This is a genomic window from Neobacillus bataviensis, assembly GCF_019969725.1.
Genome location: NZ_JAHXYW010000001.1, coordinates 120,046 through 133,535, shown reverse-complemented (window position 1 = coordinate 133,535; position 13,490 = coordinate 120,046). Strand labels below are relative to the sequence as shown.

The 13,490-nt window shown below is 38.3% G+C and carries 14 protein-coding genes; 12 read left to right on the top strand and 2 right to left on the bottom strand.

Annotation, left to right across the window (positions count from 1 at the left end; translation table 11 throughout):
- Nucleotides 1-43 precede the first annotated feature (43 nt).
- From LC455_RS00685 to LC455_RS00670, 5 genes are all read left to right on the top strand, one after another.
- A complete protein-coding gene (locus LC455_RS00685) occupies nt 44-1,093 on the top strand; it encodes an LLM class flavin-dependent oxidoreductase (protein WP_223587644.1) in 1,050 nt (349 codons plus the stop codon).
- Nucleotides 1,094-1,108: 15 nt separating this feature from the next.
- Nucleotides 1,109-2,062, top strand: coding sequence for an ATP-grasp domain-containing protein (locus tag LC455_RS00680; protein ID WP_223587643.1), 954 nt, complete (start codon nt 1,109-1,111; stop codon nt 2,060-2,062).
- 188 nt (nt 2,063-2,250) lie between these two features.
- Nucleotides 2,251-2,376, top strand: coding sequence for a hypothetical protein (locus LC455_RS31250; RefSeq protein WP_263297644.1), 126 nt, complete (start codon nt 2,251-2,253; stop codon nt 2,374-2,376).
- Nucleotides 2,377-2,488: 112 nt separating this feature from the next.
- Complete coding sequence (locus LC455_RS00675; protein WP_223587642.1) at nt 2,489-2,974, top strand: GNAT family N-acetyltransferase; 486 nt, start codon at nt 2,489-2,491, stop codon at nt 2,972-2,974.
- 15 nt (nt 2,975-2,989) lie between these two features.
- On the top strand, nt 2,990-3,391 hold the full coding sequence (locus LC455_RS00670) for a gamma-glutamylcyclotransferase family protein (RefSeq protein WP_223587641.1): 402 nt from the start codon (nt 2,990-2,992) through the stop codon (nt 3,389-3,391).
- A 203-nt stretch (nt 3,392-3,594) separates the two neighbouring features.
- Here the strand turns inward: LC455_RS00670 and LC455_RS00665 are convergent, their stop codons facing one another.
- Both LC455_RS00665 and LC455_RS00660 read right to left on the bottom strand, forming a co-directional pair.
- Nucleotides 3,595-4,197: a YhcN/YlaJ family sporulation lipoprotein gene (locus LC455_RS00665; RefSeq protein ID WP_223587640.1), complete on the bottom strand. Its 603-nt coding sequence runs from the start codon at nt 4,195-4,197 to the stop codon at nt 3,595-3,597.
- A 78-nt stretch (nt 4,198-4,275) separates the two neighbouring features.
- Nucleotides 4,276-5,703: a Na+/H+ antiporter NhaC family protein gene (locus LC455_RS00660; RefSeq protein WP_223587639.1), complete on the bottom strand. Its 1,428-nt coding sequence runs from the start codon at nt 5,701-5,703 to the stop codon at nt 4,276-4,278.
- 286 nt (nt 5,704-5,989) lie between these two features.
- Between LC455_RS00660 and LC455_RS00655 the strand changes: the two genes are divergently transcribed.
- The 7 genes from LC455_RS00655 (at nt 5,990) to LC455_RS00625 (ending at nt 13,091) form a co-directional block, all read left to right on the top strand.
- On the top strand, nt 5,990-6,955 hold the full coding sequence (locus LC455_RS00655; RefSeq protein ID WP_263297666.1) for an ABC transporter substrate-binding protein: 966 nt from the start codon (nt 5,990-5,992) through the stop codon (nt 6,953-6,955).
- Between the two features lie 156 nt (nt 6,956-7,111).
- Entirely contained in the window at nt 7,112-7,546 is a 435-nt protein-coding gene (locus LC455_RS00650) for a MarR family winged helix-turn-helix transcriptional regulator (RefSeq protein WP_223587637.1), read from the top strand.
- Between the two features lie 19 nt (nt 7,547-7,565).
- A complete protein-coding gene (locus LC455_RS00645; protein ID WP_223587636.1) occupies nt 7,566-8,375 on the top strand; it encodes an MBL fold metallo-hydrolase in 810 nt (269 codons plus the stop codon).
- Nucleotides 8,376-8,412: 37 nt separating this feature from the next.
- The gene (locus LC455_RS00640) at nt 8,413-9,792 is read left to right on the top strand and encodes an MFS transporter (protein ID WP_223587635.1); all 1,380 of its coding nucleotides are present in this window, start codon (nt 8,413-8,415) and stop codon (nt 9,790-9,792) included.
- A gap of 38 nt (nt 9,793-9,830) precedes the next feature.
- Nucleotides 9,831-10,289, top strand: coding sequence for a MarR family winged helix-turn-helix transcriptional regulator (locus tag LC455_RS00635; protein ID WP_223588637.1), 459 nt, complete (start codon nt 9,831-9,833; stop codon nt 10,287-10,289).
- A 212-nt stretch (nt 10,290-10,501) separates the two neighbouring features.
- On the top strand, nt 10,502-11,857 hold the full coding sequence (locus LC455_RS00630) for a DHA2 family efflux MFS transporter permease subunit (RefSeq protein WP_223588635.1): 1,356 nt from the start codon (nt 10,502-10,504) through the stop codon (nt 11,855-11,857).
- Between the two features lie 70 nt (nt 11,858-11,927).
- Nucleotides 11,928-13,091: a DUF4317 domain-containing protein gene (locus LC455_RS00625; RefSeq protein WP_223587634.1), complete on the top strand. Its 1,164-nt coding sequence runs from the start codon at nt 11,928-11,930 to the stop codon at nt 13,089-13,091.
- Nucleotides 13,092-13,490 lie beyond the last annotated feature (399 nt).

The following is a 13,490-nucleotide window of genomic DNA, read 5'->3' as shown; positions in this document are numbered from 1 at the left end:
ATAGGAAAACTAGAGAATTAGAATAGCAGAGGAGAGAATACATATGAAATTTGGTTTTTGGTTGCCGATTTTTGGAGGCTGGTTACGAAATGTAGAAGATGAAAATATGCCTCCAACCTTTGAATATGCTAAAAAGGTCATTCAATCGGCTGAAAAGTGGGGATACTCGACTACTTTAATAGCTGAATTATATTTAAATGATATTAAAGGACCGGAGTATGATTCTCTTGAAGCCTGGTCTACAGCAGCAGCACTTGCGGCAGTGACGGAAAAAATTGAAATAATGACCGCGATACGCCCAGGTTTTCATAATCCTGCTATAGCAGCAAAAATGGCAGCAAATATTGATCAAATCAGTAACGGCCGTTTTACTCTTAACGTTGTTTCAGCTTGGTGGGCAGAAGAAGCACGTCAATATGGAGGTATTTTTACAGAACATGATGAGCGTTATGCTCGTACCGAAGAGTTTATTGATGTCCTAAAAGGTTTATGGACAGAAGAAACCTTCAATTATTCTGGTCAATTTTACGATTTAAAGGATACGAAGCTTGCACCGAAACCTGTTCAAAGACCAAATCCGATTCTTTATGCAGGCGGTGAAAGTGAAAAAGGCAAGCAAACCATAGCAGAAAAATGTGATGCTTATGTTATGCACGGTGGAACAGTTGAAGAGATTGATCGAAAAATAGCCGATATGAAGGCACGGCGTGAACAAACTGGCAATAAGCCATTTAGTTCTTTCGGAATGGCAGCTTATGCTATTTGCCGAGATACAGAAGAAGAAGCTCTGGCTGAGCTTGAAAAAATCACTACTGTGAAAGACACTAGCGGATATGCTGGCTTTAAGGATTTCACCACTAAATCACACTTAGAGCAACAAATCCAATTACAGGATTACTCTGTATCCAATCGCGGCCTACGGCCGAACTTAGTTGGAACACCTGAGCAAATTGCAGATCGAATTATACAATATGAAGAAGCTGGCTTAAACCTATTGTTATTGCAATTTTCGCCTCAACTAGAGGAAATGGAACGCTTTGCAAAGCAGGTTATGCCATTAGTTGAACAAAAACGTAGTTTAATAAAGAACTAGTGAGGGGACTTAGAGATGAGCAAGGTATATGTGATACATGAAAATAGTGAGTGGACAGTCCATTTAACAAAAAGGTTAGCGGAACTTGGTGTTCCTTATGAAGAATGGCATTTGGACGAAGGAACGTTAGATTTATCAAAAGAGCCGCCAGAAGGAATCTTCTATAGCCGTATGAGTGCATCTTCTCATACACGTGATCATCGTTTTGCAGCTGAATTTTCTGGGCAAGTATTAGCTTGGCTTGAAGCACATGGGCGCACAGTGTTAAATGGAACGAGCGCTCTAAAGCTAGAAGTTAGTAAGGTTTTACAATATTTAGAGTTAAACAAGTATGGTGTTAAAACTCCAAAAACAATTGCAGCTGTTGGAAAACAAAACATTATAAAATCAGCCGAAGCATTTGCAGGACAGCCCTTTATTACGAAGCATAACCGTGCCGGTAAAGGCTTAGGTGTTCAATTATTCCATAGTGTAGAAGCTTTAAAAGCTTATGTAGAAGGACCGAATTTCGAAGAACCGGTCGATGGCATTACCCTTATTCAAGAGTACATTCAATCTCCTGAAAGCTACATAACCCGCTGTGAGTTTGTAGGAGGAAACTTTGTTTATGCCGTAAAGGTTGATACTTCGGAAGGATTTGAACTTTGCCCAGCGGACGCATGCCAAATTGGCGATCTATTCTGCCCGGTAGGAGAAGAGGTAGAAGAGAAACCTAAGTTCCAAATCATTGAAGGGTTTGAGGACGAAATTTTAGAAAAATATAAAGAGGTTCTAATTGGTAATAATATTCAAGTTGCTGGAATCGAGTTCATCAAAAATGGTGAAGGTGAAATTTTTACTTACGATATTAATACAAACACGAATTATAATTCTGATGCAGAAGCAAAAGCTGGAAAATACGGAATGCTCGAAGTCGCTTTATTCTTAAAGAAGACATTAGAAGAAAAATACGTCCTTTTAACAAGTTAACTGAAAAACAGAATAAACAAGTTTTTTGAACCTTCGTCTTACGCCGAAGGTTTTTCAATTAATTTAGACTTGCACAGCTGATTTAATAAGTCATCATATAGCATAGCAAACCAAAAAGAAAGCAAACTAAAATCGTGGATCCCAATATCGGGCATCCATGGGAAAATAAAATTAAAGGGGGGTAAAAAATGGCGAAGAATAAGAATAAGAATAAGCAATTAAATAATGCTATGCCAAAAGCGGATGTAGAATTTGCTGGAGAGAGTGGACTTGCAAAGAAAGCATTAAAAGCACTTAATAGTCATAATAAGTAACCAATAAAATGGAAGCTAGGGGGACAGTAATGCTGTCCCTATAATCAATTCATTATGAACATATTTACCAGGTGGAAGAGTTAAAGATTAATAGGGGGGAAAATCGTTAATTATGGGGTTTGAAATTAGAATAGGAAATGAAGATGAAATTGTTATTGCCCATCAATTAATGAAGGAAGCCTTTGATGAGTATCGTGATCTTGATGTTCCTTCTAGTGCAGTTAATGAACCAATTGATATTCTTAGAAACTCTTTTCTAAATGGTACTGAGAGTTTCATTTTATGTTTTTTAGATGAAGTTCCTGTCGGTTCTTTAAGATTTATGTTACAAGATGATTCTATATACTTTTCAAGGGTATCGGTTCCGCCATTTGCAAGAAGGAAGGGCATTGCGAAGTCTATGTTAAAGTGGCTTGAAAACTATGCAAATAAACAAGGAAAAATTAAGGCCGTATGTAAAGTAAGGGCGAGTTTATCCGATAATGTACGTTTATATGAATCTATAGGTTATGTTATTACCAAAGAGGGAATAGTAAAAAATCCAAATGGTTTTGAAGTTAAAACGGTTATAATGGAAAAATCAAATCTTTTTAGTTAGAAGAGAGGGCTGAGTTTGAAGAAGCATTTGGTTTTTGTATATGGGACGTTAAGGAGGTATGAGCGGAATCACCATCTCCTTAAAAATGCTGAATGTCTGGCAGATAAGTGTTGGACTACAGGTAAACTATTGGATTCTGGCAGCGGATATCCCTATTTGGTTCAGTCCAGAGGAGAACGGGTATATGGTGAACTATATCAAGTGAATGACAATGAACTTGAAGCACTGGACATGCTCGAAGAATACTATGGTCCGGGGAAAGACAATTATTATGATCGAGTTGTTCAATCAGTACATACCGAAAGTGGAGACTATAAGGCTTTTGTATATGTTCTTCCTGAGGGTCGACAGCAGCCAAATTTAGTGCAAATTAAAGAATGTGATTGGTGTGTATATCGCCTGATGCAGTCGCAGTGAGAAGTGCTTTTCCAGCAATACGTTTCATTACCGGAGATATCGAAAATAGAGTATCTACGGTAAATGAAAAGGCGTATCATTGCCCCAGAAGCCGGAAAAAGAGAGTCAAAGGTAAATGAAAAGGCGTTTCATTGCCCTAAAAGCCCAAAAGAAAGCTGCCACGGTAAATCAAGTAAAACTGCCGAATAAAAATTTCGGCAGCTTTATCGAAAAACTCCATTAATCGTATTCGTAAAATCGTTCCAAACACCATCTCTGTTAGTTCCGTTGCGTAAATCGTTTGTATAATTTGTCATTTTACCAAAGAAGGCAGTATCGTACGAAATATAGACATTATCAATGGAACGGTCAGCAGCACGTACTTGTCTTTCAATTTTTTTATCAAGTGGAGATGCCGCTTTTTTATAATTCGTATTATCGCCAGATCCAACCGTACGGCCTCCCAGCCTGGTACGATCGATATTATTTGTAGTGGTATCTCTCGTTCCGGTCGTACCATCATTGGTGCCAATTATATCAGTTCCAGTATTGCTAGTGTTATTTTTTAAACTGACCGCAATATAGGCATCATTATTTCGAAGGATGACATGGGCCTGATCGACTTCTTTAAGACTTTCCACATTATTACTGGCGCGTGCTGATACGCGTAGATTTTGGTTGGAAACATTGTTAATTTTGAGTTCTTTATTACTATTATTGTTTGTTCTCAAATTGTTTCTGTTATTTAATGCTTTATCATTATTACAACCGGTTAAACCTAAAAGGGCAGCAACCATTACGACAGAAACCAAACTTATTTTCTTCAAGAAGTTCACTCCTTAAATTATCTTTACTAATTAGTTTGAGCTATTCAAGGTGAACCATTCATGCATGGAGATTCATTTTCAAGAAATAAAGAAACCGCAAACAAGATATAGTACAACAGCAATAATCCCTCCCAAAGCAGAAACCTTCAGTTTATACCGCGCATAATCGATAAGAGGCATATCGAGAATCGATGCTGTCGTAATCGTCGTATCGCCTAATGGGGATGCTAAAGCGCCAAATGCACCACTGGCAAACACTGCACCGACCGTTAACGGAATGGAAGCATCGGTAGCTGAAGCCAAGGATATTCCTAATGGCATAAACAGCCCCCACGTTCCCCATGATGAACCAATAAAATACCCTGTAAGGGAACCTAGCAAAAAAATGGTTGCTGGAGTCAAAAAAGGTGGTAAAAAGGATCCTAATGTTGAACTGATAAAGGTGGAAAATCCAAGATCATTGGCCGCAAGTGTCAAGGACCAGATCAAAACAAGCATACTGATAGCTTCCATCATTTGATTGCCGCCATCATAAAAATGGTACAAAATTTCATTTAAAGGAAGCCGTCTTAAGATATAGAAAGCAAAGGATAACACTAGAGTTATAAATACGGCAAGAAGCATGACGAAGGTGGCATCAGCTTTCGAAAAGGCATCGAAAACGGTTTTGGCCCCTTTAGCAGTACCGTCTTTCCATAGAAGAAACAAGGAAAGTCCTAAAAGTAAAAAAACAGGAAAAATCAAATTCCATGGCTGTGATTGGACTAGGGATAATTCTCTTTTAATGCCCATCCGGTGAAATTCATGCTCTTCTTCCAATAGTTCCTGCTCATTATTTAAGCGTGTATCCTGTGATTTTCTAGAAGAAGACCAAAGGGTTTGAATGAGTCCGATGACAAGCATCGTAATCGCAAAAAAATCAAATAAAATACTCAGCAAAAAAATCTGATACGCTGATTGGCCGATGTGAAGTCCTCTAATGCTGCCTTCAACTAACGAGACCATGAATCCCACAAAGGCCGTGGCAACGGGTAAAAGGACGATAACGGATTCTGTAGAAATATCCATTGTCAGTCCGACCTTTTGCTTCGGAATGTTTATTTTTTTCGCAAGAGCTTTGACGACTGGACCAATCATCATGATTCGAAACATTGGCATCATAAAGGTAAAAGGGAGGGTAAGCCAGATGAACCCGAGCAGGCCCCGCTCCGTTCTAATCTTTGTTCCCATCCATTCGGAAAAACCTTTAATCCCGCCGGAAATATTCATCATCCCTACGAGGCCGCCAAATAAATAAAGAAACCCGATAATTTTCATGTTCGTCTCATTAGACAAGGTTGTCACGATATAGGTGACGGCCTGATGGGCACCGCCTAAAAAATGGGCAGACACAAGGAAGGAACTAACAAGAAGGCCGACTACCAGACCAGGCAGGATGTTTTTTATCCAAATAGACATGCCAATGACAATCAGAAACGGTATCAAGGAAAACCAAGTATGTTCCAAATCTACTTCCTCCAGCAGTGGATCTTGTTTTACTCCTCTTTTATTATTTTCCGAAATTTAGTATTAAAACCAGAAATTTTTGGAACGGAAATTAGGTAAAACGTACTAGAATAAATTCTCATATAATAGAAAGGTACTATTGTCCCGAAATACTTAGCATGATAAAATCTGAATATTATAAATTTTTAGAATGAGGGGGTTAACCTTTTTTTATTAGTAGAATACATAATTTAGGGGGATTTTATAGGTGAAAAAGAGTCTAGTACTTTTGGTATGTGGAGTGTTAATGTTACTAACCGCATGTGGAGCGGGAAGTAAGGAAACTAGCGGAGAAGCAAAGGAGAAAAACGAGAAAGTGGTAAAAATAGGGATTTCACAAATTGTCGAGCATCCGTCCCTTGATGCGGCTCGAGAAGGATTTATTGCGGCACTGAAGGATGCCGGCTATGTGGAAGGAAAGAATTTAAAGATTGATTATCAAAACGCTCAGGGAGACATGAACAATAATAAGTCCATTGCCAATAACTTAGTGGCCGACAAGAATGACCTTATATTGGCAATCGCCACACCAAGTGCTCAGGCGGTGGTCAACTCGACGAAGGATATTCCAATATTGTTTACTGCCATAACTGATCCAGTTGGGGCCCAACTAGTACAAAGCCTGGACAAGCCCGGCGGGAATGCGACCGGAACATCCGATACACACCCTGATGCGATTAAGGATACGATTGATGCCATTAAAAAGTTTATTCCCAATGCCAAAAAGGTTGGCATCATCTATAATAACGGTGAACCAAACTCTGTTGTTAATGTTAAAAATGCTAACATCGCTCTAAAGGCAGCCGGGCTGGAGGCGGTTGAAACTACGATCACAGCCAGTTCCGAAGTGAAGCAGGCAGCAGAGTCAATGGTTGGGCGTGCGGATGTATTATATATTCCGAAAGATAATACTGTTGTTTCTGCACTAGAATCTGTGATTAAAGTAGCCAATGACAAAAATATCCCGACCTTTGTCGGTGAAGGTGATTCTGTAAAACGGGGAACCTTCGCATCTTATGGATTCGACTACCACGATCTTGGCTATACAACAGGAAAAATGGCTGTTGAAATTCTAAAAGGTAAAAAACCAAGCGAAATTCCTGTCGGCTTCCCAGAAAACCTTCAGTTGTACATCAATAAAAAAGCTGCTCAAGAAGAAGGAATCTCATTAACAGAAGAGATGCTAAAGAACGCGAAAATAGTGGGCGAATAATTTCAGCAAAAAACCTGCCTTAAACATGCAGGTTTTTTGCTGTGTGAGTTTCGTTTACGCAAATCACTTGCATACGAATTACTTGTATACAAATCATCTTGAACATGATATATTCTTATTAGTCAGAAAATTTAAATAAATAGTGGTGGGAGAATGATGGAAAAATTCGATATCTGTGTTCATTTTTTACTAGCGAAAGCTTTACAAAGAGTGAATCAAGTGAGTAAATCTAAGCTAGCCTCTTATGGTGTGACGCCTGTACAATTTGCATTGCTCCGTCGGCTATGGGAAAAGGATGGACAATTTGGTTATGCTTTAGCTGAACAACTTCTTATGGACAGTGCAACGATAACAGGAATAATCGATCGGTTGGAACAAAACGGGTTTATAGAACGGCGAGTGGATCCTAATGATCGCCGGAACAAGCTGGTTTTTCTGACTGAGAAAGGGAGATCTATGGAGGTTTTATTATGTGAAAAAATGGATGACATGAATAAAGAAGTGATGTCCGATTTTGATGTAGAGGAAATTCAGCAATTTAAGAAAATCCTTTTTGAAATAGGAATTAGTAACACGAATAAGGGAGTTTAAGGAAAGGGGGAGTAAACGCATGATAAATGTTTACGCAAGAGAAGACGTTACTTGTATTGAGGGAAGCTTTGAAAGGGAAGGACAAAAAGGAAGATCAGTATATGTATTTTTAGTAGACGGAATGTTAATTGATACCGGGTGTAAACACCTTGAATCTGATCTAATTCCATTTTATGAAAGCCATTCGATTGACCTGGTTACATTAACTCATAGTCATGAGGATCATACAGGGACAGCTTCATGGTTCCAAGAAAACCGAAATGTCCCCATCTTTATACATGATAAAGGAATTAGCACTTGTGCCCAGCCCTGCCCATATCCCAAATATCGCCAGCTGGCTTGGGGGATACGAAAAGAGTTTACGGCTTTGCCGCTAGGAGAAACGATTCAAACTAAGAGTCAAGAGTGGAAAGTGATTTATACACCAGGTCATGCAGATGACCATATCTCGCTTTATCATGAAGACACAGGCAGGTTATTTACAGGTGACTTATATGTTGCACCGAAAACAAAGGTCATTATGAAAAGTGAATCAATCCGTTTAATTATGAATTCCATTCGAATGCTGTTATCGTATAATTTCGAAACGATATTTTGCTCCCATTCAGGGTACATAAAAGACGGAAAAGTAATGCTGAAGCAAAAGTTAAATGATCTTGAAAACCTTTGCGGTGAAGTAAAAGATTTACATGAAAAAGGATTTACAATTAATGAAATCGATAAAACGCTTTTTCCGAAAAAGTACCCAATTGTGTCAGTTTCTGGTGGAGAATGGGACTCCTTGCATATCATTTCTTCCATTGTTACAAATCCACCTTTAGATTACTAGAATGATTATAAAATTATAAAAGTAAGGCGGGGAACAAATGTCTTCCATTATAATTGATTCTACCCAATCTGAAATGAAGGTGTCCTTTCAAGAGAATAAACTCATTTTCATTTGGAGTTTTACGACCTTGCTGGTAGTAATGAATACGACTATGTTTAATGTTGCATTGCCAGTTGTCCTTCATGAATTTTCCTTGAACTCATCCACCGCATCTTGGCTTGTTTCCGGTTATTCAATCATGTTTGCTATATCAACGTTGACATTTGGCAGGCTATCGGATTTTATTCCTCTCTCAAGACTTCTACTCTTTGGAATTAGCATTTTAGGAATAGCTTCGATCATCGGTTTCTTTTCCAATCATTTTATTTTATTATTAGGAGCTCGAATTCTTCAAGCTGCAGGGGCAGGAGCCGTGATGGGATTAAGCATGATCATGGCGGGGCGCTATATACCAGTATCAAGGCGTGGAAAAGCGATGGCGATTATTGCGTCTGCTGCTTCATTGGCATTTGGTTTAGGACCTGTAATAGGAGGAGTTATTACTCAATACTTAGGATGGAATTATCTTTTCGCTATCACTGGATTTTCTATTCTATCTATTCCTTTCTTCTTAAGGTTATTGCCTAAGGAAATTATTAAAAAAGGACATTTCGATCTATATGGTGCCATTCTAACGGGACTTAGTGTTACGGGCCTGTTACTTTCTCTCTCCACACTTTCATATGGTTTTTTATTAGGTACGGCTGTACTATTGACAGTAAGTTGGAGATATATGAATAAGATTAAAGAGCCGTTTATTCCACCAATACTCCTCAGAAATAAGCAATATACAAAACTTCTATTTATTAGTTGTTCAGCGTTTTTCATAAACTTTTCAAATCTGTTTTTAATGCCCATTATTCTGTCAACTGTATTCAAGAAAGCACCAGCAGAGGTAGGAATAATCATTTTTCCAGGAGCCATTTTGGCGGTGATAGCTGGACAAATTATTGGTAGAAAAATTGATCGCTTTGGGAATGCACCGGTTATCGTTTTTGGGCAAATATTTTTATTAAGTGCCACTATCCTATTTGCGTGGTTAACAACCTTAAATCCCTATTTCATCCTTTTAACCTATATGTTCGCAAGTGTGGGCTTTACGGCCATTTCATCAAGCATTTCGAACGAGATCACCAGAATCCTGCCTCTGACTCAAATTGGGTCGGGGATAGGAATCGTCCAATTAATGCAATTTTTCGGTGCGGGGCTGGGAGTGACAGTTTCTGGCTTATTATTAACCCTTCAGGAAGGTTTATCTTCGGAAAATATTTATCGGAATATTTATATTGGCTATTCCTTTGTAATCATTATGGCTGTATTCATGTACGGATTATATTACCGAAAAGCACGTTCGAGGGAAGGAAGTCAACTAAATTGACATCCAATAACGGATTTTGTATAGTAGGTGCGAAGAATATGATTGGAGTGAATGGGTTGATTCCTAACTCTGAATTACAACACTTAGACCTTATAGATTTGTTGAGCGAGCGACATAGTTTGGTCCGAAAGATTTCAGAAAAAGCATGGAATGATAACAGTGAGATTTATATTTCCAATTCTGAATGGTATATCATGGCCAGGATTTATAAGAAGAGACCGACCATTTCCTATGTTACCAAAAATGTAGAAATATCCCGCCAAGCCATTCATAAGTTTATTACAAATCTTTCTGAAAAAGGATTAGTAGAAATTGCAAACTTAGAAAACAACAAGAAAGAGAAGTGTATCCAGCTAACAGCTTTAGGTGAGGAATGCTACGAAAAAAATGCAGAACTTAAAGCCCAGCTTGAGGATAAAATCGCAGAAAAAATAGGTTTGGAGCAAGTAAATATGCTTAAAGATCTATTAAAGTTAGAATGGGGAATTGAACAATAAGGCCGGGTAAAAAGAAAACCACCTTTTTGTCAACTTGGTTGACAAAAAGGTGGTTTTTCTTTAAACTAAGTTAGTCAACCTAGTTGACAATAATGTAATGCCAAAAAATTATTGAAGGGGTTTAATACGTGAATACACAAACAGGATCAATAGCAAAAAAACAAAGCAATACAGTCTCGAGAACTACAACAGAAGTCAAAACCGGCCCGATCATGGCTGCACTTTTGGTGGCAGGCTTTGTCGGACTTTTTAGTGAAACGGCCTTAAATATCGCTTTAGGAGATTTAAGTCAAATCTTTCATGTTAGTGCTACTACGATTCAATGGCTTGCAACAGCCTATTTTCTTACTCTGGGCATTTTAGTCCCGGTTACAGGTATCCTGATGCAGAAATTTACAACACGGCAAATGTTTATTGCTGCTGTAACACTATTCATTTCCGGGACAATCCTAGCAGCCGCCGCACCTGTTTTTGGTGTATTACTTACGGGACGAATCGTTCAGGCGGCGGGTTTAGCGATTACTTTGCCATTAACACAGAATGTTATTTTTACAATCTTCCCTCCAAATAAACGTGGTGCTGCAATGGGAGTTATGGGCTTAGTTATGTTAGCTGGCCCAGCGCTTGGACCAACATTAGCCGGTCTTATCCTAGATACATTATCATGGCACTGGATTTTTTTGGTTACAATCCCTTTCATACTATTCTCACTTATTTTCGGGCTTCTTTATTTACCGAATGTAAATGAGGTTCGTAAGGTTTCAATTGATGCAGCATCTATTATTCTTTCGACGATTGGATTCGGTGGTTTTGTTTATGGAGTGAGTGTTGGCGGTGAGCACGGTTGGACGCATTCAACTGTTATGGTCTCCATCATTGCTGGGGTTTGTGCATTGATTCTTTTTTCAATTCGTCAAACGAAAATGAAGAATCCGATGCTGAATCTTAAAGCATTTCAATACCCGCAATTCGTGCTTGGTATTATTATGAGTTTTATAACGTTTTTTAATATGTTGTCCATGCTTGTCATTTTGCCAATGTATATGCAAATGGCTTTAGTTATCGCTGCTTTTACAACTGGTTTAATCCTGCTGCCAGGAAGCCTGCTTAACTGTATATTAGCGCCAACCATTGGCCGTTTATTCGATTTATATGGTTCTAAAGCGGTTATTACACCTGGAACTATACTAGTGGCCCTTGGATATTTATTTTATTCCCAGTTTGGCACAGATACGGCTTTATGGATGATCGTGGTAACTCATATTATCATGATGTTAGGTATTGGGGCGGTACTTGCAAATGTACAAACAAACACGCTAAATTCGCTTCCCAGACAATACTATCCGGACGGAATTGCGTTAACCCAAACAATCCAACAAGTAGCAGGCGCCGTTGGTATTGCAGTAATGGTATCGATTATGGCAGCCAAACAGAATAGTTACTTAGCCATTGCAAATGAACCAACACTAGCAGCATCAGAAGGTTCTTCACTTGTGTTTACTATCAGTTTAGGGTTAGCGGTGATGAATGTAGTCCTGTCATTTTTTATTAAAAAACCCAATCATTAGAGAGTAGGAATTATAGAGTATTCCTATTTCTCCTCCTGAACAGTATAATCAGGGATGGGAGTTGAATCAAATGAATAAAAAAGATATCGCTAATATCCGGAAACAATTTAAATTAGACAATTACAACCTGCAAATTCTAGAAATCTTCAATGTTTATGTGCAGAAAGAATCAGGCGAGATTTACCATCATGTCAGCCAGCCGTTTCAAATGTTAGAACAAGAAGCGCAAGAATTGTTTTTAACAAACTTTAAGAAGGTATTAACAGGGCAGCTTGATGCTAAACTGTTTGAGCTGAAATTCATTCGCGATGTGGAAGACAGCACCCAAATGTTCCTTTTCGAAGGATTACAACAAGAGTCAACCGATGATTGGAAAGAATACATGCTGGAAATCGTCTTGAAAATGTTTGCGAACACGAAATATGAATTTGATACAGTGGTGACCTTTATCCGGGGAGAATACCGAAAAGCGACCCGGAAACGGAATGCGGAAACCGAAGAAGGCGGGGATGATGAAGTCTATTCGAGCCCATTTATCCTTTGCAGTCTGAATAAAACGGATCAACCGAAAAGTGCTTTGACTTTTGATTATATTGAAAAAGAATTCAAATCGCATAACTTCTTTGATCCTATTATTAATTTAGATTCTCCATTGTCCGGCTTTTTGTTCCCTGCTTTTAATGACAATGCGGCAGATGTAAACCATCTTCTCTATTGTGCAGGGAAAGCGAATCAACCAGATGCTAGATTTATTGAAGAAGTGCTCAATTGCGAAGAGATTATTACTGCCCAGGAAGATAAGGACTGCTTCGATTTTATTTTAAAAGAAGTGATGGGAGACGAAGTGGAATCCCGGGTTATTTCCAATGTTTATGAGGAAATCGATAAGTTGGTTCAAGAGAGTCAAGAAAATGAAGAAAGTGAAATTCCTACATTGGATTCTCGGGATATCGAACGCATTTTGACCGTAAGCGGCGTGGAAAATGTAGAGACAGCAAAAGTGGAACATGCCATTAAAAAAATCATAGATGATGAAAAATATGAATTCAAAGCCAGCAGCTTAGTTCCAAAGACCATAAAAATCGAGACCAAATTGGCCAATGTAACCATCAACCCGAAAGACCTGAAATATGTAAAATATATTACTTATGAAGGAAAACGATGCTTATTGCTGGAGGTCGACGAAGAGGTGGTCGTGGAAGGATTCCGGTTGGAATCGGAGACAATTGGATAATAACAGGAAATTCTGTTTAGCTAGATGAGCTAATAAATAAAAAAAACGGAGTTAATAAGGTTGCTGAAAAAACTCCAATAAATTAATTTCTAGCACTCTTAAAAGACTTATTAAGGACAAAACTGGCTCCGAGATCAAGCAAAATGTCCTTAATAAAGCTTCTTAAGGACAAGATTGGAAAGTATATAGAGGATTTATTATTAAATTAAACAAACGGGTGATGATAGGATTGCAGTGGCGATCCTATTTTTTATTCAATTAACGGTGAGTTTAATTGGAGAAGGAGTTTCCGACCAAAATGGTTAGAAGCAAAAGATTGTGAAAAAGTACTTTAAGTTACGAAAAGTATAATAGAATAAGAGGAATCAAGCTCAAGCTGCAATGAAACTATTTCATATG